Here is a 25,489-nt window from a genome sequence, read left to right on the forward strand (position 1 = left end):
TAAAAACTAACTAAAGGAGGTCAGTTTTTTAATGGCAAAATATAGCACAGAATTTAAAATGAAAGTAGTAAAGGAATATTTAGAAACAAATATCTCATATAAATCTTTATCAGAAAAATATAAACTTTCTCATCAGGAAATAGTAAAAAGATGGGTAAATGCATACAAATCACAAGGTTATGAAGGGCTAAAAGTAAAGAGAGAAAATACAAAATACACTTTGGAATTTAAGTTAAATGTAGTAAACTTGTACTTAACAGGAGAAATGTCCTATCAAAGCCTAGCAAATCAATTAAAGATAAACAATCCATCAATGATAACAAGATGGGTAAACGACTTTAGAGAAAAAGGAATTGAAGGACTAAAACCTAAAAAGAGAGGAAGACTTTCAAAAATGCCAAATTCCCAAAATAAATCGAAAGACACTAAAATAGAATCAACAACAAACATAAGCAATTCAGAAAACCAATCATTAACAGAAGCACAATTAAAAGAAAAAATAAAGAAATTAGAAGAAAAAAAAGATTGGTTTCAAATAACGACAATGAAGTAATAAAATTAAAAAGATAGAATTGTCTCAAATGACAGATGCAGAAATAAGACAATTGCTGAAACAATTGAAGTCTTAAGAAACAAATACAAACTAAAAGACTTGTTAAAATACTTTAATATTGCCAAATCAACATACATGTATTGGCAAAAACGATTAAATAAACCAAATAAAGATATGGAAATAGAAAACAAAATACTAAAAATTAGAAAAGAAAATCCAAACTATGGCTACAGAAGAATAACTGCAATGTTAAAAAGATCAGGACTAATAATAAACAAAAAGAAAGTACAAAGATTAGTTCAAAAGCTAAAACTACAAGTAAAAAGTTATTCAAGAAAATCTAGAAAATACTCATCCTACAAAGGACAGATAGGAAAGATATCAGACAATAAAATAAAAAGAAACTTTAAAGTAGAAAAACCATACATTCAAATAACAACAGACACAACAGAATTTAAGTATTTAGAAAAAGATAAAAAAGGCAACTATCAAATAAAGAAACTTTATCTAAACCCATACCTAGATATGTACAACAGTGAAATACTAAGCTATGAAATATCAAAACAACCAACGATAGAACCAATCCTAAAGGCTTTAGACAAGGCAATAAAGGTAACTAGCAAAACAAAAGAAAAAAGAATATTCCACTCAGATCAAGGCTGGGCATATCAAGTGAAACAATACACATCAAGGTTAGAAACAAACGGCATCACCCAATCCATGTCCAGAAAAGGAAACTGCCTAGACAACTCACCAATGGAAAACTTCTTTGGAATATTAAAACAAGAAATATATTACGGACACAAATTCTATTCATACGAGCACTTAAAACAAACAATAGAAGATTTCATAAAATATTACAATGAAGAAAGAATAAAAGAAAAATTAGGATACCTATCACCAGTAGAATATAGAAAGAAAAATGCAGCATAAAAATCTTCTACCCCTAGGGGTAGGAAAGGACAAAGAAATACCAGAGCTAGTTTAGTTCTAACTCTGGTATTAGGTCCAACTTTATGGGGTCACCTTATAGAAATTTTTCAGCTCATCACTTTTCTTTTACTTAAATTTCTTATTTAATTTTTCAATCTCAGCTTTTGTTGAAAAATATATTAATGACCAAATAATTAAATATATTATAATAAAAAATATTAAAGATAGAAGGGCTGTTTTTATGTCGGGTAGCCATCTTAGGTAAAATCCTACTATTACAAAATATATGGCTACAAGCAAAAAATGTAAAAGACTTCCCTTTAATAAATTATCTTCTTTTATTATTTTACTTCCAATAAAAGACATTATTCCAAAACTGCCGTATAAGATAAGCTCAATTATTCTTGCTTTTAAAAGAGAGTCTTGCCCATTTAAAAATTCAGGCACACCCAAAGTAAGCTTTCCTATAGCAAGGGAGATAAATATTTCTATGATGTTTCCAATCCCGATTCCAACTAAAATTGACCTAAATAATTTTTTTAAATCTTTCATAATTTCCTCCTAAAATCCTAAGGCTTTTTTAAATTCTTTTAAATTTCTTCTAGAAACATAGGAAATGCTTCCGTTTTTAAATTCTACTGCTATGGTTCCTTTAAAAGAAAGATCTAATTTTTTTACATAATCAAGATTTATAATTTCATATCTTGAAATTTTTATAAATTTATTTTTGTTTAATCTTTCATAAAGCTCATATAATCTCATTCTTGACTTATACTCACCGTTTTTACTTTCAATAAATACAGCCTTGTCCTTACTTATACACCTTATGATTTCTTCATATTCCAAAAGATAAATTTCATCATCTTTAAAAGCTACAAGCATATTAATATTTGTAGATTCAAGACTTCTTTTTATATTTTCAACATCTTCGTTATATGAAGGAGCATAAATTTTTACAAGACTTTCATCCAAATTTTCATCAATTATAATTTCAACTTTCATAGACCCTCCTTATATTTATATGATACATACAAATTATTTTTAAAACTACAAAATTTTGACAAGCGGTAGTTTAAATTACCTAAGTGGTTATTTTGAATTTTGAAGAAATTGTATTTAAAACAAATATTTATTAAAATTTTATTTTAATATCAGATTTTAACAAGAATAATTTTAAAATAAATAGATTTTTTTGAAAAAATATTTTATTTTATTTTCCAAGAAAAAGGGATTAAAGTTGATAAATAAGCACTTAAAACGATATCACATTAAAGCTTTATTGCGCTTGCAATTTAGTTTGATAAAGTATATAATTAGATACAACAAGGAGGAAATATGATTAAGTACATAATTAAGAGAATTTTACAAGCGATAGCAGTTTTGCTTTTGGTTACTTGTATAACTTTTTTTCTCATGAAACTCGTGCCTGGTTCACCTTTTGCCAGTGAAAAATCTCAATCACCAGAGGTGCTAGAGGCTTTAAATAAAAAATACGGTTTGGACCAACCTTATTCTGTCCAACTAAAAAGATTTATTGTTAATGCTGTTCAAGGAGAATTTGGAGTATCTTTGAAAATGCAAAAAGATAGACCAGTTATTGACATTATTAAGGAAATGCTTCCAACAAGTGTAAAACTTGGACTGATTGCTTTGGTGTGGGCGACTTTGGTGGGAGTTCCCTTGGGGGCTCTTGCAGCTTACAACAGGGGCAAGAAGGTGGATTCATTTTTGAGGATTTTGACAACTATAGGAATTTCAGCTCCTGGCTTTGTAGTAGCGACTCTCTTACTTTTATTTTTTGGTGTAAAATTAAAAATTTTCCCAACAATGGGACTTAATACTGTAGGTTCTTATTTTATGCCATGTTTTTCCTTGGGATTTTATCCTATGTGCTACATAGCAAGGTTGTCAAGATCATCAATGCTTGATGCTATTGGTCAAGATTATATTAGAACTGCAAGGGCAAAGGGCGTTCCTGAAAGTAAAATTTTATTTAAACACGCTTTGAAAAATGCCTTTATTCCAGTTTTAACTTATCTTGGGCCACTTACTGCAGGAATTATTACAGGATCTATGGTTGTCGAATCAGTTTTTTCTGTTCAAGGCCTTGGAAGATATTTTATCAACTCAGTTTTAAATAGGGATTATCCAATAATAATGGCAACAACACTTTTCTTTGCCTTTATGGTTATTGTTATGAACATGGTTGTTGATATTTTATACAGATTTATAGATCCAAGAATTGATTTGACAAAGGGAGATTAGTATGGAAAATTTATTTAGTTTAAATTCAAAATTAAAATTAGAAGATTATGAATTTTCACCTGACGATTTTGAACTTGCTTCAGAAAGTTCAAAAGAAAATTTCATGACTAAAACTCCTCCAACTTCATATTTTCAAGATGCCTTAAGAAGGCTAAAAGAAAATAAGGTTGCTATGGTTTCACTTGGATTTTTGATACTTGTTTGTATATTTGCCTTTATCGGACCACTTTTGGTAAAGGGAGATTATACAACCCAATATAGGGGTGATGAAAATTTATTTCCTTGCCTTAGGTATCCTTTTGGAACTGATAAATTAGGACGTGACCTTATGGTTCGTACCATGTATGGAACCAGAGTTTCTCTTATAGTTGGAATTTTTGCATCATTAATTGTTCTAGTAATTGGGACAATTTATGGAGCAGTTTCTGGATATTTTGGGGGAAGGGTTGATGCAATAATGATGAGGATTTTGGATTTGATTTATTCAATTCCTGATGTACTTGTTGTAATTTTATTATCAATTGGTATATCCCAACCCTTAAAATCCTTTGTAAATTCGTCAACTTCAGAATTTGCCAAAAAAATTTCGGTTTTGGGACCTGCTCTTATTTCTATATTTATAGCCTTTGGTCTACTTTATTGGGTAGGAATGGCAAGAATTATAAGAGGACAAGTTTTAATGCTAAAAAAACAAGAATTTGTAACAGCGGTTGAAGCTTTGGGCGGTTCTAAAAAAAGAATAATTAGAAGGCACTTGTTTCCAAATTGTATTGGACAAGTAATAGTTATGACTGCCATGCAAATTCCATCAGCAATATTTCTAGAATCATTCTTATCATTTTTGGGAATTGGAGTTTCAGCACCAATGACTTCACTTGGAGCCTTGGCAGCAGATGCTCTTGGAGGAATTTATTCCTACGCTTATAGGTTAATTATTCCTTCCTTATTATTAAGTTTGATGATTTTATCTTTAAATTTATTTGCAGATGGACTAAGAGATGCCTTAGATCCAAGGTTAAAAAAATAGGTGGCTTATGGAAAATATAAATGAAAATAAAAAAGAAGTTTTAAAAATTGAAGATTTAAGCATATCATTTTACACACCTGTTGGAGAAGTGAAGGCAGTTGATTCAATAAATTATACCCTACATGAAAATGAAATTATGGGAATAGTTGGAGAATCAGGCTCTGGAAAATCGGTAGAAAGTTATGGAATAATGGGACTTTTACAAGAACCAGGCAAGGTAAAATCAGGGAAAATTCTCTATAAGGGAGAAAATGTTCTTGATTATGATAAAAATAAGATGAGTGATTTTAGAGGGGCAAAATGTTCTATGATTTTTCAAAATCCTATGACTTGCCTAAATCCAGTTTATACAGTAGGAAATCAGCTTATGGAAGCCTTATTGGTTCATAAAAAATGTTCAAAAGATGAGGCTTACCAAAGAGCGGTTGATATGCTTGATAAAGTTGGAATTTCAAATCCAAAAAGACGTATGAAACAATATCCTCACGAATTATCGGGAGGAATGAGACAAAGGGTTATGATTGGAATGGGCCTTATTTGCGAACCGGATATTTTGATAGCAGATGAGCCAACAACAGCCCTTGATGTAACAATTCAAGCGCAAATTCTTGAATTAATAAAAGAATTTCAAAATAAATCAAAAATGAGTGTAATTTTTATCACTCATAACCTTGCAGTAGTTGCACAAATTTGCGATACAGTAAGTGTAATGTATGCAGGAAGAATAGTAGAACAAGGAAGTGTAGAAGATATTTTTTATAACCCACAACATCCTTACACAAAAGGACTTTTAAAATCAATGCCAAGGATTGATTCCAAAGAGCAAGTTAGACTTGAAAGTATAAAAGGAACTCCAGTGGATATGCTAAATCCACCAGAAGGATGCGGATTTTCAACTAGGTGTGAATCTTGCATGAATATTTGCTTGAAAAAAGAACCACCAATGGTTGAAATGGGTGAAGGACACAGGTCAAAATGTTTCCTACACGTAAAGGAGCTAGTAAATGGAAGATAATAAGTTATTAATATGTGAAAATTTAGTAAAGCATTTTACAGTTCAATCTTCCTTTAACAAAGTAAGCGAAGTTCATGCAGTTGACGATGTATCCTTTTTTATAAGAAAAGGAGAAACACTTGGAATTGTAGGAGAATCCGGTTGTGGAAAAACTACACTTGGAAGAACAATTTTAAGATTGCACGAGCCAACAAGTGGAAAAATAATTTATGATGGAGAAACTATTTTTGATAGCGAGAAAAATATTCGCCCAGAAATGTATAAATTAAGAAGGAAGATGCAAATAATTTTCCAAGATCCATCAGCATCCCTTGATCCAAGAATGACAGTTCAAGAAATTGTTGGAGAGGCACTAGATATTCACGGTCTATACAAAAAAAATAGGCAAGAGAGAATAAATGAACTTTTAAGAACAGTAGGTCTAAACGAAGAACACTCAAACAGATACCCTCACGAATTTTCAGGAGGACAACAACAAAGGATAGGAATTGCAAGAGCCCTTGCAGTTGAGCCAGAATTTATAGTTTGTGACGAGCCGATTTCAGCCTTGGATGTTTCAATTCAAGCTCAAATTGTAAATATGCTTGAAGATATGCAAAAAGAAATGGGGCTTACATATTTATTTATTGCTCACGACCTATCAGTTGTAAAACATATTTCAGATAGGATTGGAGTAATGTACTTGGGGAAAATGGTAGAACTTGTTGATGCCGAAAGACTTTATGAAAATCCCCTTCATCCTTACACCAAATCCCTACTAACAGCCATACCAGTTCCAGATCCCAAACTTACTAGATCTTTAAAAAGAATAAAGTTAGAAGGAGAAGTTCCATCGGCGATTAATCCGCCAAAAGGTTGTAGGTTTCATGAAAGATGTCCGTATGCGACAGAAATTTGTAAGAAGGAAGAGCCGGAGTTTAGAGAGGTAGAAGAAGGACACTATGTAAGTTGTCATAATTTAGGAGGTATAAAAAATGAAAATGAAGGCTAAATTATTAGTTGGCTTGTTGAGTTTGTCCATGTTATTTACAGGATGTGGAGGAAATAATGCCAAAAATAACGACAGCAGTAATTCAAATGCTGCGACAAACCAAGAAGAAGGTAAAAAAGATGGAGTTTTGGATATAAATATTGCTTCAGAACCAGAAACAATAGATCCGCAAATGAACACATCAGCTGACGGTGGATTGATGATTTCTCACTTGTTTGAATCATTAATCAGATGGGATGACGATGGAAAAGGAAATGCTGTTTTAAAACCAGGTATTGCAGAAAAATGGGATGTTTCTGAAGATGGATTAAAATGGACATTCAAATTAAGAGATGCAAAATGGTCAGATGGAAAACCAATAACTGCTGATGATTTTGTATATGCTTGGAACAGACTTGTTGATCCAAAAACTGGAGCAGATTATGAATATATGCTTGATATGGTAAAAGGATATGACGAGAAAAAACTTGATATTTCTGCACCAGATGAAAAAACATTTGTAGTAAACTTAAGTGTTAAATGTCCATATTTTGAAGAAATTTGTGCTTTCCCAGCAGTAATGCCAGTAAGAAAAGACATAGTTGAAAAAAATAAAACTTGGACAAATTCTCCTGATACTCTAGTATCATCAGGACCTTACAAACTTGAAAAGTGGGATCACAACCAAACATTAACAATGGTTAAAAACCCAGAATATTACGATGCTGATTCAGTTAAGGCAGAAAAATTAGCCTTCCACTTACAAGATGACCAAAACGCAATCTATGCAGCTTATAGATCAGGAGATTTGGACTTTGTAAATTCAGCACCACAAGAAGAAATCAAAAAACTTCTAGACACAAAAGAATTAAAAACTCTACCATATGTAGGAACATATTTTGTATGTTTTAATACAGAAAAGAAACCATTTGACGATCCAAAAGTTAGAAAGGCATTCTCACTTGCAATTGATAGAAACTTTATAGTTGATCAAGTTACAGGAAGAGGAGAAAAAGTTGCTAGCGGTTTTGTACCAGCAGGAGTTTATGATGCAAAAGGCGCTGAAGGCGATGACTTTAGAACAGTTGGTGGAGATTATTATTCAGTAAAATCTGACGAATATGAAAAAAATATAAAAGAAGCCAAAAAACTTATGGAAGAAGCTGGATTTAAAGACGGAGAAGGCTTCCCACAAATTGATTACCTATACAATACAGATGACAACCACAAGGCTATAGCAGAAGCTTTACAAAATATGTGGCAAGAAAATCTTGGTGTAAAAGTTAATCTTCAAAACCAAGACTGGAATGTATTCTTGAAAGAAAGAAAAGAAGGAAACTACAACATAGCAAGACACGGATGGATTGCTGACTACAACGATCCAATGAGCTTTATTGATATGTGGTTAACAGGCGGCGGAAATAACGATGCTCAATACAAAAACGAAGAATATGATAAGTATGTAAAAGCAGCTAAAGCTACATCAGATCAAAACGAAAGAATGGAAAACATGCACAAGGCTGAAGATATCTTAATAAAAGATGATTCAGTAGTTGCTCCAATTTACTTCTATGTAAATCCATACATGATGAAACCAAATATCAAAGGAATGTACTATACACCACTTGGATATTTCTTCTTCAAATCAGCAACAGGATTCTAAAAAAATTTATAGTAAGTAGGGAAATTTAAAATAAAAATGTGATGTTACAGAATATAATTTCTAAGGTGACCCCATAAAGTTGGACCTAATACCAGAGTTAGAACTAAACTAGCTCTGGTATTTCTTTGTCCTTTCCTACCCCTAGGGGTAGAAGATTTTTATGCTGCATTTTTCTTTCTATATTCTACTGGTGATAGGTATCCTAATTTTTCTTTTATTCTTTCTTCATTGTAATATTTTATGAAATCTTCTATTGTTTGTTTTAAGTGCTCGTATGAATAGAATTTGTGTCCATAATATATTTCTTGTTTTAATATTCCAAAGAAGTTTTCCATTGGTGAGTTGTCTAGGCAGTTTCCTTTTCTGGACATGGATTGGGTGATGCCGTTTGTTTCTAACCTTGATGTGTATTGTTTCACTTGATATGCCCAGCCTTGATCTGAGTGGAATATTCTTTTTTCTTTTGTTTTGCTAGTTACCTTTATTGCCTTGTCTAAAGCCTTTAGGATTGGTTCTATCGTTGGTTGTTTTGATATTTCATAGCTTAGTATTTCACTGTTGTACATATCTAGGTATGGGTTTAGATAAAGTTTCTTTATTTGATAGTTGCCTTTTTTATCTTTTTCTAAATACTTAAATTCTGTTGTGTCTGTTGTTATTTGAATGTATGGTTTTTCTACTTTAAAGTTTCTTTTTATTTTATTGTCTGATATCTTTCCTATCTGTCCTTTGTAGGATGAGTATTTTCTAGATTTTCTTGAATAACTTTTTACTTGTAGTTTTAGCTTTTGAACTAATCTTTGTACTTTCTTTTTGTTTATTATTAGTCCTGTTATTTTTACATAGCTGTTATTCTTCTATAGCCGTAGTTTGGATTTTCTTTTCTAATTTTAAGTATTTTATTTTCAATTTCTTCATCTTTATTTGGCATATTTAAATGTTTTTGCCAATACATAAATGTTGATTTTGGTAGATTAAAGTATTTTAACAAGTCTTTTAGTTTGTATTTGTTTCTTAAGACTTCAATTGTTTCAGCAATTGTCTTATTTCTGCATCTGTCATTTGAGACAATTCTATCTTTTTTTTTATTGCATCATTTTCTAGTTGAAGCCAATAGTTTTTTTCTTTTTATTTTTTTTTTTCTTTTTTTTTTTCTTCTGTTAATGATTGGTTTTCTGAATTGCTTATGTTTGTTGTTGATTCTATTTTAGTGTCTTTCGATTTATTTTGGGAATTTGGCATTTTTGAAAGTTTTCCTCCCTTTTTCGTTTTTTGTCTTTCATTTCCTTTTTCTTTACTGTCGTTTACCCTTTTTTTTTTCTTTGATGGATTGTTTATCTTTAATTGATTTGCTAGGCTTTGATAGGACATTTCTCCTGTTAAGTACAAGTTTACTACATTTAACTTAAATTCCAAAGTGTATTTTGTATTTTCTCTCTTTACTTTTAGCCCTTCATAACCTTGTGATTTGTATGCATTTACCCATCTTTTTACTATTTCCTGATGAGAAAGTTTATATTTTTCTGATAAAGATTTATATGAGATATTTGTTTCTAAATATTCCTTTACTACTTTCATTTTAAATTCTGTGCTATATTTTGCCATTAAAAAACTGACCTCCTTTAGTTAGTTTTTAGGTCTAACTTTTGGGGGTCAGTTCATTCTGCAACATCACATTTTTTTCTTTAAAAATTTTAATAATTTTTTATTTTTCTTCTAATTCTTTAATAAATTCATTGATATCTTTTTTATTTATTCTAGAAATTCCAGAGTGTTCTGAGTCGAATTTGTTTGATTTTATTTTTTCTCCTGACTCATCTTCCATTACTTCTATAACCCTATCTCTACAGAAATTTCCTTGGCAAAAGCCCATTCCACATCTTGTACGTCTTTTTATTGAGTCGAATGTCAAACAAGGTATGCCTCTATTCATTGCATCTCTTATTGTTTTTTCACTTACTTGTTCGCACCTACAAACAAGTCTTTCTGGATTTCCAAGTGGAAGGTCAACCTTATCTTTAACCTTGTTAAAATCTTCGAGATCCTTGTATTTAATAATAGGTTTTCTATTAGGATTGTAGGAAGGATCTTCTTCTAATTTTAAATTCAAATCTTTTAAAATTCCTTCAACAATTTTGGCAATTTCTGGAGAAGAAGTTATGCCTGGTGATTGTATGCCTACAACATTAATAAAACCAGAAGTTTTGGTATTTTCTATTATAAAATCTCCTGTTGATGATGCAGGTCTAAGTCCTGCGAAGGAACGGATAAATTTTTTCAAATCTATTACATCATCTTTTACGGATTTTAATCCAAGCTTGTAAATTTCTGCAAGCCTTTCAATGTGAGTTCCAAGATCAATTTCTTCTTCATCAATGGCATCAGGGCCTAGAAGAAGGTTGTTGTGGTAGGTTCTTGTTACAAGAATTCCTTTTGATTTTGGAGATGGTGTTTGGAATAAAACTTGTTTTATTTTCTCACCAGTTCCTTTTTGCATAAGTAGATATTCACCACTTCTTGGATGGATTGTAAAATCAGTTTCTGTAATCATACTTGAAATTTTTGCTCCATTTAGGCCAGAAGCATTAATTACAAACTTTCCTTCATAAATATTATCATCAGAAGTTTTTACTTTAAAAGTATCTTTTTCTTTTTTAATATCAACAACTTCACTTTGAAGTTTTAATTCGGCGCCATTTTCTATGGCATTTTCTACAAGGGCAATAACGTATTCGTATGGTGAGCAAACGCCAGCCCCTTTACAATAAAGGACTGCGATTGCATCATCGGATACATTTGGTTCGATTTTTCTTAATTCTTCTTGATCAATTATTTTTATATCGTTAAGATCATTTTCAAGGCCCATCTTGTAGAGTTTTTCAAGTTCTTTTTTATCATCTTCATCAAAAGCTAAAACTAAAGATCCATTTTCCAAAAATCCAAAGTTTAGCTCTTGGTTTAACTTATTAAATTCCACTCTTCCCTTGTAGCAAATTCTTCCTCTTAGCTCTTCGTGGCTTTCAGCATATCCACCGTGAACTATAGCGGAATTGGCCTTGCTTGCTCCCATAGATACATCAATTTCTTTTTCTAAAATTAAAATATTTAATTTATACCTAGAAAGTCTTCTTGCAATTGATGCTCCGGTTACACCAGCGCCGATTACTATTACATCATACATATTATTCTTCTCTTTCTTAAAATTTATAAATAATTAAAATATAAAGTTAAATACTGGAACTGCTAAGATACCACCAATTATTGGTCCAACAACAGGAATCCAAGAATATCCCCAGTTAGGTTCAGCTTTGTTTTTGAAAGGTAATACTGCATAAGCAATTCTTGGTCCCAAATCTCTTGCAGGGTTAATTGCATAACCTGTTAGTCCACCTAAACTCATACCAATTGATACGATAAGACCAAATACATATAGTTTGTCAACTCCACCTAATCCTGCACCTTCAACATTACCGAATCCTAAAATAGCAAATACTAAAACGAAAGTTCCAATTATTTCTGATAAAAGATTTCTAAAAGTATTTGGGATTGTTGGAGCTGTACAGAAAGTTGCTCTAACTGTTAATGGATCATCGCTTGTAGCATCATAATGATCTTTGAATAAAATATAAACTAGAATAGCTCCAACAAAAGCTCCAAGCATTTGTCCAATTATGTAGGAAGGAACTGTATTCCATTCTATTCCGCCATTAAATGCAAGGGCAATTGATAGGGCTGGATTAAAATGAGCACCTGTCAAAGCGCCAAAGATACAAGCTGGTACCATAACTGCAAGACCCCAAGCAAAAGTAATTTGAACAGGACCTGCACCTTTTTGTCCGCTCTTATTCAAAAGAACGTTTGCAACTACTCCGTCTCCTAATAAAATAAGTAACATTGTTCCAAAAAATTCACCTAGTATTATGTCTCTCATAATAACCTCCTATTTTATTACTAAATATAAAAAAAGCAACAAAAAATATTAGGAAAAAATTTTGCTGCAAGGTCTCTTTTATATTTAGTTGTGAAAATGTTTACACCCATATTATAGCATAATAATTTTTAGATTACAAATAAATATTTTAAATTTTTAAAAATTTACAAAGAAAAAATTTTAACCTATAATAAAAATATAAAAATTAAAGGAGAAAAAATGGACAAGAAAACAATTATTTCTTATATAGAAGATTTATGCACTAGACCATCACCAACAGGATTTACAAAAAAATGTGAAAAATATTTGATGGATGAATTTAAAAATTTGGGATATGAACCTTACCAAAATAACAAGGGAAATGTAATCGTTCCAATTTTTTTTGATGAAAAAAATTCAGATGATGGAATTTTATTATCAGCTCACATTGATACTTTGGGTTTAATGGTTAGAAGCATAAAAGAAGAAGGGGGCTTACAAGTTACAACACTCGGAGGATTTCCACTAAATTATGCAGAATTTGAAAATGTAAAAATTTTTACAAGAGATGGAAAGGAATTTGAAGGAGTTTTTAGACTAAATGAACCTTCAGTTCATGGATCGGAAGAGCCAAAAATTTCAAAAAGAAATTTTGATGATATGGAAGTTGTCCTTGATGAAATTGTAGAAAGTGATGAAGATGTTGAAAAACTTGGTATAAATCCAGGAGATTTTATTGCTCTTGATCCAAGATTTAGGTATTCAAATGGTTTTATAAAATCACGCCACCTTGATGATAAGGCTTCAAGCGGAGTTTTGCTTGCTATTGCCAAAGAAATTAAAGAAGAAAATTTGAAATTCGATAGAAATATCTACATGATGTTTACAACATATGAAGAAGTAGGACACGGAGCAAGTTCAGGTCATCCATCTGGAATAAAAGATATGATTGCAGTCGATATGGGAGTGGTTTATGACGATTTAAAAACAAATGATAGAAAAGTTTCAATTTGTGCCAAAGATTCATCAGGCCCTTACAATTTTGACTTAACAAATGATTTGATAAATACAGCAAAAAAAATCGGCATAGATTTTGCCATTGATATTTATCCATTTTATGGATCTGATGCATCAGCTGCCATGAGTTCGGTTTATGATTATAGGCACGCCTTGGTTGGATGTGGAATTTCTGCATCTCATGGTTATGAAAGATGTCATGAAAATGCTTTGATGGAACTTTTCCTTTTATTAAAAACTTATATTTCACTTTAAAAATAAGTTTTGAAAAACTCAAATAACTAGACATTATTATTAAATTCATATAAAATATATTTGTAAAGGTAAACTATTTTTTAATTTTAAGGGGGAGAAATGAAAATTAAAAAAATTATGGCTGGAGCCTTAACTCTAGCTCTTTCACTAAGCATTACAGCTTGTGGATCAAAAAAAGATTCTGATAATGCTTCAACATCTTCAAACGGAAAAGAAGCAAAAGTTTCAGCAACTATGGTAACTGATCAAGGTGGAATTAATGATAAATCATTTAACCAATCATCTTATGAGGGATTAAAAGCTTACGAAAAAGATGGAAAAGTTAAATTTGATTATATTGAATCACACAAAGATTCTGATTATCAACCAAATCTTGAATCAGCCCTTGATAGTGAATCAGATATTATTTTTACAGTAGGATATGCTCTTTATGATGCAACAAGTAAGGCTGCAAAAGATAATCCTGATCAAAATTATGCAATAATAGATAATGCAAATCCTGACAAAATTAAAAATCTTCTAGGAATTACATTCGCAGACCACGAAAATTCATTTTTGGTTGGATATATTGCAGGTATGACAACAAAATCAAATAATGTAGGATTTGTTGGTGGAATGGAATCAGCAGTAATCGATAGATTTGAATATGGTTACAGGGCAGGAGTTAAAGAAGCAGCAAAAGAAAAAGGCGAAGACATAGAAGTTCAAGTTCAATATGCAAACTCTTATGCTGACCAAGCAAAAGGAAAAAATATAGCAAACCAAATGTATCAAAAAGGTGCAGATGTAATTTTCCACGCAGCTGGTGGTACAGGAATTGGAGTTTTTGAAGCAGCAAAAGAAAATGATAAATATGTAATTGGTGTTGACCGTGACCAAAAAGATGAAGCTCCAGATAATATTTTGGTTTCTACAATCAAGGGAGTTGGAAAAGCTGTTCAATTAACAATTGATGATTACAAAGATGGGAAATTTAAAGGTGGAGAAACAAGATCATTCTCACTTAAAGATGGAGATGCTTTGGATATAGCTTACGGCGACAACGACCTAGTTGACCAAAAAGTAAAAGATAAAGTAGAAGATTTAAGAAATCAAATAGTTGATGGAAAAATCGAAGTTCCACAAAACGAAAAAGAATTTAAATCAATGGGTTACGATAAATAAGTAAAAATGCATTAGAAATTTTAAAATGAGCCGTTGCAAAACTATGAATAGGATGTTCATTCTGCAACAGCTCTTTTTTTACAAATAAATGTTTAGGTAAAGCTAAATTAGTAGTGAGGTAATATGGATAAGTATTTAAATGAAAGCCCTATTGTTTCATTGAAAAATATTCATAAAAGTTTTGGAGATAAAAAAGTCCTAAAGGGAGTAGATTTTGATCTTCATAAATGTGAAGTTCATGCTTTGCTCGGAGAAAATGGAGCAGGAAAAACTACTCTTATGAATATTTTGTATGGGATGTTTCCACAAAATGAAGGAGATATTTACATTAAAGGTGAAGAAATTATAAATAATTCACCCAAAAAAGCAATTAGTATGGGCATAGGAATGGTTCACCAACATTTTATGTTGATAGAACCTTTTACAGTAACAGAAAATATAATTTTAGGCTATGAAGGAAAAAATTCTTTCATTGATAGAGATAAGGCAAAAAAAGAAGTTCTTAAATTAAGCCAAGAATATGGACTTTTGATAGATCCAGATAGTAAAGTTTCAGACATTTCAGTTGGTCAACAACAAAGAGTAGAAATTTTAAAAGCTTTATACCATGGAGCAGATATTTTAATTTTTGATGAGCCAACAGCAGTTTTGACACCCCAAGAAATTAACGAATTTGTAGAAATAGTAGAAAAATTAACTGAGCTTGGAAAATCAATTATAATTATAACCCACAAATTAAAAGAAATTAAAGCTATGGCAGACACTTGCACCATAATAAGAAGGGGTGAGTATATTGACAAAGTTAAGGTCAAAGATGTAAGCGAAGCCGATCTTGCAGAAAAAATGGTAGGTCGTGATGTAAGCTTTAATGTTAAAAAAGAAAAAATTGATCTTGGAGATGAAATTTTTAAAATTGAAAATCTTTGGGTTAAGGATAATAGAAAAGTTGACAAGGTAAAAGGGCTTAACCTTTCTATAAGAAAAGGTGAAATTTTGGGAATTGCAGGAGTTGATGGAAACGGCCAAACAGAATTAATAGATGCAATTTCTGGAATGAGAAAAGCTGAAAAAGGAAAAGTGAGCTTAAAAGGCGAGGACATTACCAATAAAAATCCAAGAAATATAATTGACCTTGGCATGAACCAAATTCCAGAAGATAGGCAAAAAAGAGGCCTTGTTTTGGAATATTCAATCAAGGATAATTTGATTTTAGAAAATTTGGACAAAGATTTTTCAAAAAATGGAATTTTAGATTTCAAAAAAATTGAAGAAAATGCCAATGATTTGATTGAAAAATTTGATATTAGGCCAAATGATATGAATGAAAAAGCGGGAAGCCTTTCTGGTGGAAACCAACAAAAAGTAATTATTGCAAGGGAGATTACAAACGATCCTGATCTTTTGATTGCTGCCCAACCAACAAGAGGACTTGACGTTGGAGCAATTGAATTTATCCACCAATATTTGGTAGAACTTAGAAATCAAGGAAAGGCAGTTTTATTAATAAGTTTCCAATTAGATGAAGTCATGGACTTATCTGACAGAATTTGCGTAATTTATGATGGACAAATTGTAGGAGAGCTTGATCCAAAAGAAACTGATGAATACGAAGTAGGAAGATTAATGGCAGGAGGAGATCATGAATAATAAAACAAAATCAAAAAAATCTTTTTCAAATTCAAAATTATTATTTACTCTTGTATCAATAATCTTGGGTCTTTTGGTTGGAGCTTTAGTCTTATCCCTTACAGGTTACAACCCAATTGAAGCTTATGGAAAATTGATTGAAGGAATTTTTAAGTCCCCAAGAAATATAGGTTGGGCTCTTGTAAATTCAACTCCAATTATTCTTACAGGTCTTGGAGTTTGTTTTGCCTTTCAAACAGGTCTATTTAATATGGGAGCTGAGGGACAATTTATAATAGGTTCAACTGTAGGATTTTTGTTAGGATACTTGCTAAAACTTCCTCCAATAATCCATGTTATTGTTACAATAATCGTTGCACTTTTGGCAGGATTTTTGTATGGAGGACTTGCAGGATTTATAAAAGCAAAATTTGGCATTCACGAAGTAATTTCAACCATAATGCTAAACTGGGTTGCCTTTTATTTTCAAAATTTTATAGTTTATCGCTATCAAAAACCAAATTCAATGGGAACATTTGACATAAATGATTCAGCAAAAGTAACCCTTGTTACAAATGCGAGCCAAAAATTTGATGGATTTTTTGGGAAATTTTTTAGGGCTCCAATTCATTTGGGAATAATTTTTGCTATTTTAAGCGTAATTATCATTTGGTTTATTCTTGAAAAAACCACTCTTGGCTACAAATTAAAAGCCGTAGGATTAAATAGAGAAGCAAGTGAGTACGGTGGAATCGATGCAAACAAAAAAATAATCCAGTCTATGGCAATATCTGGATCCTTGTGTGCCCTTGCAGGAGTAACACAAGTTATGGGATATACTTATTCACTTCCACTTTTATCAGCTATGGAAAATTTTGGATTTGACGGACTTGCCGTATCACTTTTGGCATCAAATAATCCAATCGGTTGTATTTTCTCAGGTTTATTCTTAGGATCTTTGAAATATGCAGGAAGTAATTTACAAAGAACTATGGGAGTTCCAAGCGAATTAATTTCTATAATAATTGGTACAATAATTTTATTTACAGCTATTCCTTTGATATTTAGAATTATAAAAGCGAAAGCAAACAAAAGGAAAAATAGAAAGGCGGGAAATAATGCTTAATTTGACAGTTTTAGGATTAATAATTGGAAATACACTTTCAAATGCTACACCGGTATTATTGACAGGCCTAGGTGGAATGATGAGTGAAAAATCTGGAGTTGTAAACATTGGACTTGAAGGAATGATGACAATTGGTGCCTTGGTTGCTGCGACTGTGGGATATTATTTTGGAAATCCTTGGCTAGGATTTTTTGCAGGAGGCCTTGCAGGAATGTTTTTTGGCTTGATTCACGCTTTGGTTTCAGTAACTTTTGCAGGAGATCAAACTATTTCTGGTATTGCAATAAATACATTAGCACCAGGTTTGGCACTTTTTTTGGCAAGATTATTTTTTGATGGTGCAACTCAAACCCCATCAATTCCTTTGGAAAATAAAATCCCAAGATTATTTGACGGCTTAATTAAAAATCAGGGATTAAAAAATATTTTCTCCCAATATGCAACAGTTTATATAGCTTTAATTTCTGTAATTTTGATTTATATATTTTTATATAAAACAAAATGGGGCCTAAGGCTTATTGCAGTTGGTGAACACCCAAAAGCAGCTGAAACATTGGATATTTCTGTGAAAAAAATTAGATATCTTGCAGTTATGTTTTCAGGATTTATGGGAGGACTTGGAGGAGCAAGCATGTCACTTGCAGTAGTAAGTGTATTTTCTCCAACTTTAATTGCAGGACAAGGATATATCGCCCTTGTTTGTGTAATATTTGGAAATTGGAGACCACAAGGAGTTTTGATAGGATCTTTATTTTTTGGACTAACCCAAGCTATAGCAACCTATCTTACAGGAACAACCATAAGCCTTCCAATGGAATTTATTTCAATGATTCCATACATTTCAATTTTGATTTTCTTGATATTATTTAATAAAAAATCAAGAGCACCAAAGGCAAGTGGTAAGCCATATTTGACAGAAGATATATAAGAAAAAATAGAAAAATAAACCCCATATCGATTGTAGAATTAAAGAGAACTCATAGATGAAAATTAAGATAAAGTCAACAAATGAGATCTCTACAAAAGGTCGAGATGGGTTATTTTTTTCTTATTAATTATTGAAGAAATAGTAGAATGTCAGAGCGTAGACAAACCCTCAAGCACGAATATCTGACTCCAAAAATTGTAGATTTCTAAATTTAAAAATTCTAAAATCGCAAACTCGCTAACGCTCATACAGTGCGATTTTTAACGAATTTTTAAATTTGAAATCAAATCAATTTTTTCCGTATGATATTCTTAGCATGAGGATTTGTATACTTTGTCAACAGTCTGGAATGTTTTTTAATTTTTATATTTTAAAAATGGGCATAAAAAAAGCACCACTCGGTGCAATTTTAAAAGGGAAAATTTACGTATTACAACTAAAAAAGCAAGCTTTAGCTTGCAAAAAAATGGTCGGGGTGAAAGGATTCGAACCTTCGGCCTCATGGTCCCAAACCACGCGCGCTACCAAGCTGCGCCACACCCCGATGTCCTAACGACAATATATAATATACCAGCTTTAAAATTATTTGTCAAATCTTTTTTAAAACTTTTTTTAATTTTTGTAAGATTCGCTTAATTTAGCTGATAAGTAAGCATAAAAATCTTCGATTTCTTTCTCACTGAAAATAATTATACCATTTTTCTTCAAGATTTGGCAAGTGATTCCGTCTCCTTTTATTAAATTTTTATTAAAATTTCCATCATAAATCAAATCTTTTCCGCAAGATGGAGATTTTGCTTTTAATAGGGCGATTTTTATATTATTTTTTTTACAAAGATCTATGGCAATTTCTCCACCTTTTTTGAAATTTTTTGTAAAATCTTTCTCATCAACATTTATTACTCTAGAATTTTTTATCTCACATGGCTTTCTTGGTGTTTTCATTCCAGAATCTACTTCTGGACATACATCTATGAAATTTACTTGGGGAAATTTTTCTTTTAAATTTTTTATTTCGTTATTTTTTCCGTCATAGCGGCAATTTATTCCCAAAAGACATCTTGATATTAATACATTCATATTTTTATCCTTTCTGATATAATTATAGCAAAGGAGAATTTAAATGAAAATTAAAAACTTTTTTTATAAATTTATTTTAAGCTTTTTTCTTATTTTTGCCTTTACTGGATGTGTGAAGCATGAAAATATTAATTCTAATGAAGAAGTTGAATGCACAAGTCTTCTTGAAGATAAGGCTTATTATAAAAAAGATGATGTAGTTGATTATATTAAATCTTATAAAAAACTTCCTCCAAATTTCTTGACAAAAAAAGAGGCGAAAAAACTTGGTTGGATTCCTAAAAAGGGAAATTTGTGGGAAGTTACTGATAAGGGGGTAATTGGTGGTGATTATTTTGGAAATTTTGAAAAGAAACTCCCAAAGGCCAATTACAAAGAATGTGATGTAAATTATTTTGGTGGAAGACGTGGTGGTGAAAGGTTAATTTATGATGAAGATTTTAATATTTTTTATACAGCTGACCACTATGAAAGTTTTACTGAGGAGAAATAAATGATTTTTTTGGATGGAAATAAATTTAAGTCAAGGGATGAGGCCTTTTCTTATTTGAATGAAAAAATTGACTTTGAATATAAAGTAAATAATCTTGACGGTCTTTTTGACGCTCTTTCTATGGTTGATGAGAAAATAATTATTGAGAATTACCAAGAAATTTACAACAATTTGGGTCATTATGGGGAGAAATTTTTGTCATGTTTTATGAAGGCAAGTCTTGAATTTCTTTTGGAAATTGATTTTTTATCTAAGCTTAATATAGTAAATTAAAGGAGCGAATATGGAAGATAGGTCAGTAAATAATGAAATTAGAAACTTTGTTGCCAAAAATATTATTAATAATTTTCTAAAAAATGGGGACAAATTTTATGAGAAGGAATTTCTTATAAATAAATTTAGGGTAAATCCTTCTTATGTAGACAAAACCTACCAAAGGCTTTTGGATGAGGATTTGATTGAGGCAAAAAGTGATTATTATTATATGAAAATTGATGAAAATAAAAGAAATGCCCTAATAGTTGAATTTGCAAATGGATATTTGAATGAATTTTTGAAAAATATGAATTCAATTGGAATTTCCAACGAGGGTGTTTATGATTTTGTGGCTTTGAGGATGAGTGCTAATGGATAATATATTAGAAATTAAAAATTTGAAAAAAACTTACGGCAAAAAAAACGTGCTTGATGGTATAAATTTAAAACTTGAAAGAGGACAAATTTTGGGACTTATGGGTCCAAATGGGTCAGGGAAAACCACTCTTTTAAAATGTATCATGGGTCTTATAAAGCCAAATGATGGAGAAATTTTAATTGATGGGAAAAAAGTTGGAGTTGAAACTAAAAAAATAATCTCCTACCTTCCAGATGCCTACCATCTTTATGATAATTTGACGATTGAAGATACGGTAAATCTTTACAAGGATTTTTATGACGATTTTAATATGAGAGTTTGCAAGGAACTTTTTGAGTTTATGAAAATTCCAAAGGAAGGCTATTCTGATAAATTGTCAAAGGGAATGAAGGAGAGACTTCTTTTGGCACTGACCCTTTCTCGTGATACAAAACTTTATATTTTGGATGAGCCGATTGAAGGAGTTGATCCAATTGCAAAGGATATGATTTTATCTGCAATAATAAAAACTGTAGATATTGGTAGGACAATTATTATTACAACCCATCAAATTGGAGATTTGGAAAATCTTTTTGACAGGGCAGCCTTTATCCAAAGAGGACAAATTCTTTTGGAAGAAGACGCTGAAGATTTGAGGGATAAGTATAAAAAACAAATGGTAGATTTGTATAAGGAAATTTTTGTAATATGATTAAGTTTTTGAAATATGAATTAAAAAGATCAAGGGGATTTTTTATTATTATGGCAATTTTCGCCATAATTTCCCAAGCCTTACTTGGCATATTTTACAAATTTAATAGCTTTGATATGGAAAATAAAAATACTTCATTTTTTATTCTTCTTATATCTTTAGCCCTAATAATTTTATCAATTTCCTTGATATTTTTTACCGTAAGGTATAAAAGAGATATTTTTGATAAGTCATCCTACATTACTTTTACCATAAATATTTCAGTAAGTAAGATAATTTTAGCAAAATTTTTGGCAAGTTTGATTTTTGGATTTTTAAGTCTTGTAATTTTTGTAGGATCTTTAATTTTGACTACAAAATTTTTGGGAATAAGTGAGATTTTAAATAATATTTCCCTAAAAGTGCTTATGCTTTATGTTTTTGTTTGTGAAATTTATTATTCCATAGCCTACCTACTTTTGGTTTTTGGAATTACACTTTCAAAAGTACAAATTTTTAGAAGGTATTATTCCTTTGTTTCAGTGGTTTTATCCATTGTTTTATTTACAATCATAGTTTGGCTTTTAAGAAATATTTACACAATAAGTCCTGTGATTTTAAAGTTTAAAGATTTTTCTATCCAAAGGATAATAAATATAAACGGACTCGATATATCCATGCTTTATAATGGAGTTGATGGAAAAGTTTTGGGGATTAATATTTGGATGTTAGTTTTTTCTGTTTTAATAATAGCAGTTACATTTTTCTATAATGTATTTTTGATAGAAGAGAAGATAGATTTTTAGGAGAAGGATATGAGAAAATATTTAAAATATGATGTAAAATCAAATATGAAATTTTTTATCTCGACTATTGCAAGTTTCGTAATTCTTCTAATATCACTTTTATCAATTAAAACTATAGGAGCCTTTTCAAGATCTCTTGAAATAAATTCAGCCCTAAATTCAATAGAAATTATTGTAGTTGTTGTATTTATCCTAACCATCTCCTATTTTATTATAAATACATTTTACAAAGACCTTTATACAAATAGGTCCATACTTACTTTTTCACTTCCAATTAGTGCAAAAGAGTTTATAGGAGCAAAGCTTGTAGTAATAAATATTTTCTATTGGCTTTTGGTGTTTTTGTCAGTATTTTTATTTTATATAGTAGGAAAATACTTAAATACAAAAACCCTTTTGTCCTTAGTTTTTATAATGAATCTAGTAAATATTTTTTCCTTGTTAATATTTTTTTATATGCAAATGGATAGATTTATATTTAGAAGAAAAACATCTGCCCTTGTGATTTTTATAATTACAGGATTGATTTTTGTTTTGGGATTTTTTATAAATAAAAATTTCTTGCTTTTAAGTAATAAAATTGTTTTAAAAAATTATAATTACATGGCTTTTCTTTATTCATATGTAAAATACAAGGGAGAAGCCTATGTAAATCTTACAGGATTTATTTATTATATTTTGATATTTGTAGGATTATTTTGGATAAATGCAAAAATATTAAAAAAAGATTTAGACTTATCATGAGGAAGATATGAACAAAAATATGTATATAGGAATTGTTGGAGGAGTAATTATATCAATAATTTTAAATAATGCCTACAATTTTCCAAATAAAGAAATGGTTGCAGTAGTTTGTGCAGTAATAGGTGCATTTTTTGGGGCAAGTATTGACAATAAATTTAAAAAACAGAAGTAGGGTATAGTCATAGTGAGGAGATATTATGGATAATAAAATTAATGAAGTCAAAAAAATAATAAATGAGTCAAATAATATTGTATTTTTTGGAGGAGCAGGAGTATCAACCGCATCTGGAGTTCCAGATTTTAGGTCTGCGACAGGACTTTATAATAGAGAAAATAATTCATCATACTCACCAGAATATATGTTAAGCCACGAATTTTTCATAAATCATCCCGATGAATTTATGGAATATGCAAAAGAAAATTTGATGATAGAAGGAATAAAACCAAATGACTGTCACTTTGCTTTAACAAAACTTGAAAGAAAAGGAAAATTAAAAGGAATTGTTACCCAAAATATAGATTCTCTCCACCAAGAAGCAGGGAGCAAAAATGTAATTGAGCTTCACGGAAATTTGAGAGATTATTATTGCACATCTTGTGGAAAAAATTTTGACCTTTCTTATGTAAAAAAATTTAAAAATTTGGTAAAATGCGATGATTGTGGATCGGTTGTAAGGCCAGACATAGTTTTATACGGAGAAAGTTTAAATAATGATAATATAAGCTATGCAGTAAAATTAATAAGCGAAGCCGATGTTTTAATAGTTGGAGGAACAAGTTTGGTTGTCTATCCTGCAGCAGGATTAATAGATTTTTATAGGGGCAAAAAACTTATCGTAATAAACAGAGATCCTACCCCAAAAGATAATAAGGCAGACTATCTTTTAAAAGGAGATATATCAAAAATAATGAAAGAATTAGTAGAAGGTGTTTAATTTTGAAAAAACGACATGGAATTGACGAGTTATCTATAGGTCTAGTTTGGTTTGCAATAGGACTTATGCTAATAAACTATTTTGCAAAAATTGAATTTTTGCAAGCACTTCCCTTAGCTATAGTTTTTTATGCGATTTTTAGGACTATATCAACAAATGAAATAAAAAGAAACAGCGAAAATTATGTTTTCAAATTAAAATTTTTAAATCCAATTCAAAAAAAATATGGAAAAATTAAAAGGAAAATATTTGGAGATAAAAAATATAAGTATATTAGGTGTAAATCTTGTGGACAAGAATTACGTATTCCTAAAGGCAAAGGAAAAATAATTGTAAAATGCCCAAAATGCAAGACAAAACAAAAAGTAAAATCGTAAAAAAAAATAAAATTTTAACTTTATTTTTTAAAAAAATTAATGTATAATACGTGAGGAAGGAGCATGTATGGATAGATTAATAGGAACAGTATCAATGGGTGTTAGGACACCTATTATTGAGACAGGAGATAACTTAGTAGATATTGTATTTGATAGCGTAAACAAAGCTGTTGAATCAAAAAATATCGAAATAAACGATAAGGATGTAGTTTGCGTTACAGAATCCCTTGTAGCAAGAGCTCAAGGAAACTACGCAACTTGTGAACAAATTGCTAAAGACATCAACAATAAATTTAAAGGCGATGAAATAGCAATCTTATTCCCAATTTTAAGTAGAAATAGATTTTCAATAATGCTAAAAGCTTTCGCTTTGAGTGGAAAAAAACTTCACATTTGCTTATCTTATCCACAAGATGAGGTAGGAAACTACATTATGGACAGAATGGATTTGTTTGAAAGTGATGTAAATCCTTATTCAGATATTTTATCAGAAGAAGAATTTAGAAAACTTGCAGGAGATTACAAACATCAATTTACTGGAGTTGACTACATTTCACTTTACAAAGAAATGGCAAAAAACAGTGAGGTTCATTTCTTTAACAATCCAAAAGATGTACTAAAATTTACAAAAAGTGTTTTAGTTTGTCAAATTCATACTAGAGATTTAACAAAAAAACTTCTAGAAAAATCTGGAGCAAAAGAAGTCTTTGGACTTGATGAAATAATGACACAATCAGTTGATGGATCAGGCTATAATGAAGATTATGGTTTACTTGGATCAAATCTTTCTACAGAAGATGTAGTAAAATTATTCCCAAGAGATGGTCAAAAATTTGTAGACGAACTTCAAAAAAAATTAATTGAAAAATATAATAAAGAAGTTGAAGTTATGATCTACGGTGATGGAGCATTCAAAGATCCAGTAGGAAAAATTTGGGAGCTTGCAGATCCAGTTGTTTCCCCTGCTTATACAAAGGGACTTTCTGGAACACCAAACGAATTAAAAATAAAATATATAGCTGATACCGAATTAAAAGATTTATCAATTGAAGAAAGAACCGCAAAAATGAGAGAAAGAATTTCTCAAAAATCAGAAGACTTAAAAGGAAGTAATGAAACACTAGGAACAACACCTAGACAAATTACAGATCTTTTAGGATCACTTTGCGATTTAACTTCAGGTTCTGGAGATAAAGGAACTCCTGTTGTTCTTATTCAAGGGTATTTTGATAATTATTCAAATGATTAAAAAAAAGCCGCGAGGCTTTTTTTTTATAAACTTGGAGGATTAAAAATAA

At 30.6% G+C, this 25,489-nt stretch carries 29 protein-coding genes and 1 tRNA gene; 22 read left to right on the forward strand and 8 right to left on the reverse strand.

Features of this window, described 5'->3' with window-relative positions; genetic code table 11:
• Window positions 1–31: 31 nt before the first annotated feature.
• Complete coding sequence (locus tag BN3265_RS01280) at window positions 32–553, forward strand: helix-turn-helix domain-containing protein (protein WP_058989767.1); 522 nt, start codon at window positions 32–34, stop codon at window positions 551–553.
• 99 nt (window positions 554–652) lie between these two features.
• Window positions 653–1,486 (forward strand): IS3 family transposase, encoded by an 834-nt coding sequence (locus tag BN3265_RS01285; RefSeq protein WP_082664081.1) that lies wholly within the window; start codon window positions 653–655, stop codon window positions 1,484–1,486.
• A gap of 126 nt (window positions 1,487–1,612) precedes the next feature.
• Here BN3265_RS01285 and BN3265_RS01290 read toward each other — a convergent pair whose 3' ends face one another.
• Both BN3265_RS01290 and BN3265_RS01295 read right to left on the reverse strand, forming a co-directional pair.
• Window positions 1,613–2,038, reverse strand: a complete 426-nt coding sequence (locus BN3265_RS01290) for a DUF3021 family protein (protein WP_058989768.1) — start codon at window positions 2,036–2,038, stop codon at window positions 1,613–1,615.
• 9 nt (window positions 2,039–2,047) lie between these two features.
• On the reverse strand, window positions 2,048–2,488 hold the full coding sequence (locus tag BN3265_RS01295; protein WP_058989769.1) for a LytTR family DNA-binding domain-containing protein: 441 nt from the start codon (window positions 2,486–2,488) through the stop codon (window positions 2,048–2,050).
• A 333-nt stretch (window positions 2,489–2,821) separates the two neighbouring features.
• On the opposite strand from BN3265_RS01295, the gene BN3265_RS01300 reads away from it, so the two are divergent.
• Genes BN3265_RS01300 through BN3265_RS01320 form a run of 5 tightly spaced genes read left to right on the forward strand, consistent with a single transcriptional unit; the run spans window position 2,822 to window position 8,426 of the window.
• On the forward strand, window positions 2,822–3,751 hold the full coding sequence (locus tag BN3265_RS01300; RefSeq protein WP_058989770.1) for an ABC transporter permease: 930 nt from the start codon (window positions 2,822–2,824) through the stop codon (window positions 3,749–3,751).
• A gap of 1 nt (window position 3,752) precedes the next feature.
• A complete protein-coding gene (locus BN3265_RS01305) occupies window positions 3,753–4,778 on the forward strand; it encodes an ABC transporter permease (RefSeq protein ID WP_058989771.1) in 1,026 nt (341 codons plus the stop codon).
• 7 nt (window positions 4,779–4,785) lie between these two features.
• Complete coding sequence (locus BN3265_RS01310; protein ID WP_058989772.1) at window positions 4,786–5,793, forward strand: ABC transporter ATP-binding protein; 1,008 nt, start codon at window positions 4,786–4,788, stop codon at window positions 5,791–5,793.
• The gene (locus tag BN3265_RS01315; RefSeq protein ID WP_058989773.1) at window positions 5,783–6,784 is read left to right on the forward strand and encodes an ABC transporter ATP-binding protein; all 1,002 of its coding nucleotides are present in this window, start codon (window positions 5,783–5,785) and stop codon (window positions 6,782–6,784) included. Before BN3265_RS01310 ends, BN3265_RS01315 begins: the two co-directional genes overlap by 11 nt.
• A complete protein-coding gene (locus tag BN3265_RS01320) occupies window positions 6,768–8,426 on the forward strand; it encodes a peptide ABC transporter substrate-binding protein (RefSeq protein WP_058989774.1) in 1,659 nt (552 codons plus the stop codon). Before BN3265_RS01315 ends, BN3265_RS01320 begins: the two co-directional genes overlap by 17 nt.
• Before the next feature lie 158 nt (window positions 8,427–8,584).
• Here BN3265_RS01320 and BN3265_RS01325 read toward each other — a convergent pair whose 3' ends face one another.
• The 4 genes from BN3265_RS01325 to BN3265_RS01340 all read right to left on the reverse strand — a co-directional run bounded on the left by BN3265_RS01325 (window position 8,585) and on the right by BN3265_RS01340 (window position 12,357).
• Window positions 8,585–9,262, reverse strand: coding sequence for an IS3 family transposase (locus BN3265_RS01325; protein ID WP_082664082.1), 678 nt, complete (start codon window positions 9,260–9,262; stop codon window positions 8,585–8,587).
• A gap of 292 nt (window positions 9,263–9,554) precedes the next feature.
• Window positions 9,555–10,031: a transposase gene (locus BN3265_RS01330; protein WP_058989776.1), complete on the reverse strand. Its 477-nt coding sequence runs from the start codon at window positions 10,029–10,031 to the stop codon at window positions 9,555–9,557.
• Between the two features lie 100 nt (window positions 10,032–10,131).
• Complete coding sequence (locus BN3265_RS01335; RefSeq protein WP_058989777.1) at window positions 10,132–11,607, reverse strand: NAD(P)/FAD-dependent oxidoreductase; 1,476 nt, start codon at window positions 11,605–11,607, stop codon at window positions 10,132–10,134.
• Window positions 11,608–11,640: 33 nt separating this feature from the next.
• A complete protein-coding gene (locus BN3265_RS01340) occupies window positions 11,641–12,357 on the reverse strand; it encodes an MIP/aquaporin family protein (RefSeq protein ID WP_058989778.1) in 717 nt (238 codons plus the stop codon).
• Between the two features lie 219 nt (window positions 12,358–12,576).
• Here BN3265_RS01340 and BN3265_RS01345 point away from each other — a divergent pair, with 219 nt between their 5' ends.
• The 5 genes from BN3265_RS01345 (at window position 12,577) to BN3265_RS01365 (ending at window position 18,452) form a co-directional block, all read left to right on the forward strand.
• Window positions 12,577–13,608 (forward strand): M42 family metallopeptidase, encoded by a 1,032-nt coding sequence (locus BN3265_RS01345; protein ID WP_058989779.1) that lies wholly within the window; start codon window positions 12,577–12,579, stop codon window positions 13,606–13,608.
• 99 nt (window positions 13,609–13,707) lie between these two features.
• A complete protein-coding gene (locus tag BN3265_RS01350; protein WP_058989780.1) occupies window positions 13,708–14,772 on the forward strand; it encodes a BMP family lipoprotein in 1,065 nt (354 codons plus the stop codon).
• 123 nt (window positions 14,773–14,895) lie between these two features.
• Window positions 14,896–16,419, forward strand: a complete 1,524-nt coding sequence (locus BN3265_RS01355) for an ABC transporter ATP-binding protein (RefSeq protein WP_058989781.1) — start codon at window positions 14,896–14,898, stop codon at window positions 16,417–16,419.
• Complete coding sequence (locus tag BN3265_RS01360; protein WP_058989782.1) at window positions 16,412–17,524, forward strand: ABC transporter permease; 1,113 nt, start codon at window positions 16,412–16,414, stop codon at window positions 17,522–17,524. Before BN3265_RS01355 ends, BN3265_RS01360 begins: the two co-directional genes overlap by 8 nt.
• Window positions 17,517–18,452, forward strand: coding sequence for an ABC transporter permease (locus BN3265_RS01365; RefSeq protein ID WP_058989783.1), 936 nt, complete (start codon window positions 17,517–17,519; stop codon window positions 18,450–18,452). The genes BN3265_RS01360 and BN3265_RS01365 overlap by 8 nt, the downstream gene beginning before the upstream one ends.
• A 467-nt stretch (window positions 18,453–18,919) precedes the next feature.
• Here the strand turns inward: BN3265_RS01365 and BN3265_RS01370 are convergent.
• Window positions 18,920–18,996: transfer RNA gene (locus BN3265_RS01370), tRNA-Pro, on the reverse strand.
• A gap of 68 nt (window positions 18,997–19,064) precedes the next feature.
• A complete protein-coding gene (locus BN3265_RS01375; RefSeq protein ID WP_082664083.1) occupies window positions 19,065–19,532 on the reverse strand; it encodes a 2-thiouracil desulfurase family protein in 468 nt (155 codons plus the stop codon).
• A 43-nt stretch (window positions 19,533–19,575) separates the two neighbouring features.
• Here BN3265_RS01375 and BN3265_RS01380 point away from each other — a divergent pair, with 43 nt between their 5' ends.
• The 10 genes from BN3265_RS01380 (at window position 19,576) to BN3265_RS01420 (ending at window position 25,440) form a co-directional block, all read left to right on the forward strand.
• Complete coding sequence (locus BN3265_RS01380) at window positions 19,576–20,025, forward strand: ribonuclease domain-containing protein (RefSeq protein ID WP_058989785.1); 450 nt, start codon at window positions 19,576–19,578, stop codon at window positions 20,023–20,025.
• Complete coding sequence (locus BN3265_RS01385; protein WP_058989786.1) at window positions 20,026–20,298, forward strand: barstar family protein; 273 nt, start codon at window positions 20,026–20,028, stop codon at window positions 20,296–20,298.
• A 10-nt stretch (window positions 20,299–20,308) separates the two neighbouring features.
• Window positions 20,309–20,659, forward strand: a complete 351-nt coding sequence (locus tag BN3265_RS01390; RefSeq protein WP_058989787.1) for a hypothetical protein — start codon at window positions 20,309–20,311, stop codon at window positions 20,657–20,659.
• Complete coding sequence (locus BN3265_RS01395) at window positions 20,652–21,350, forward strand: ABC transporter ATP-binding protein (protein ID WP_058989788.1); 699 nt, start codon at window positions 20,652–20,654, stop codon at window positions 21,348–21,350. The genes BN3265_RS01390 and BN3265_RS01395 overlap by 8 nt, the downstream gene beginning before the upstream one ends.
• Entirely contained in the window at window positions 21,347–22,135 is a 789-nt protein-coding gene (locus BN3265_RS01400; protein WP_058989789.1) for a hypothetical protein, read from the forward strand. Before BN3265_RS01395 ends, BN3265_RS01400 begins: the two co-directional genes overlap by 4 nt.
• Before the next feature lie 9 nt (window positions 22,136–22,144).
• Window positions 22,145–22,879: an ABC transporter permease gene (locus BN3265_RS01405; protein ID WP_058989790.1), complete on the forward strand. Its 735-nt coding sequence runs from the start codon at window positions 22,145–22,147 to the stop codon at window positions 22,877–22,879.
• 7 nt (window positions 22,880–22,886) lie between these two features.
• Entirely contained in the window at window positions 22,887–23,051 is a 165-nt protein-coding gene (locus tag BN3265_RS09525) for a hypothetical protein (protein ID WP_167338295.1), read from the forward strand.
• A 25-nt stretch (window positions 23,052–23,076) separates the two neighbouring features.
• Window positions 23,077–23,814 (forward strand): NAD-dependent protein deacylase, encoded by a 738-nt coding sequence (locus BN3265_RS01410; protein WP_058989791.1) that lies wholly within the window; start codon window positions 23,077–23,079, stop codon window positions 23,812–23,814.
• A gap of 2 nt (window positions 23,815–23,816) precedes the next feature.
• Entirely contained in the window at window positions 23,817–24,191 is a 375-nt protein-coding gene (locus tag BN3265_RS01415) for a hypothetical protein (protein WP_058989792.1), read from the forward strand.
• A gap of 67 nt (window positions 24,192–24,258) precedes the next feature.
• Entirely contained in the window at window positions 24,259–25,440 is a 1,182-nt protein-coding gene (locus BN3265_RS01420) for a coenzyme F420-0:L-glutamate ligase (RefSeq protein WP_058989793.1), read from the forward strand.
• Window positions 25,441–25,489 lie beyond the last annotated feature (49 nt).

The sequence above is a fragment of the Anaerococcus rubeinfantis genome (genome assembly GCF_001487145.1).
Classification (GTDB): Bacteria; Bacillota; Clostridia; order Tissierellales; family Peptoniphilaceae; genus Anaerococcus; species Anaerococcus rubeinfantis.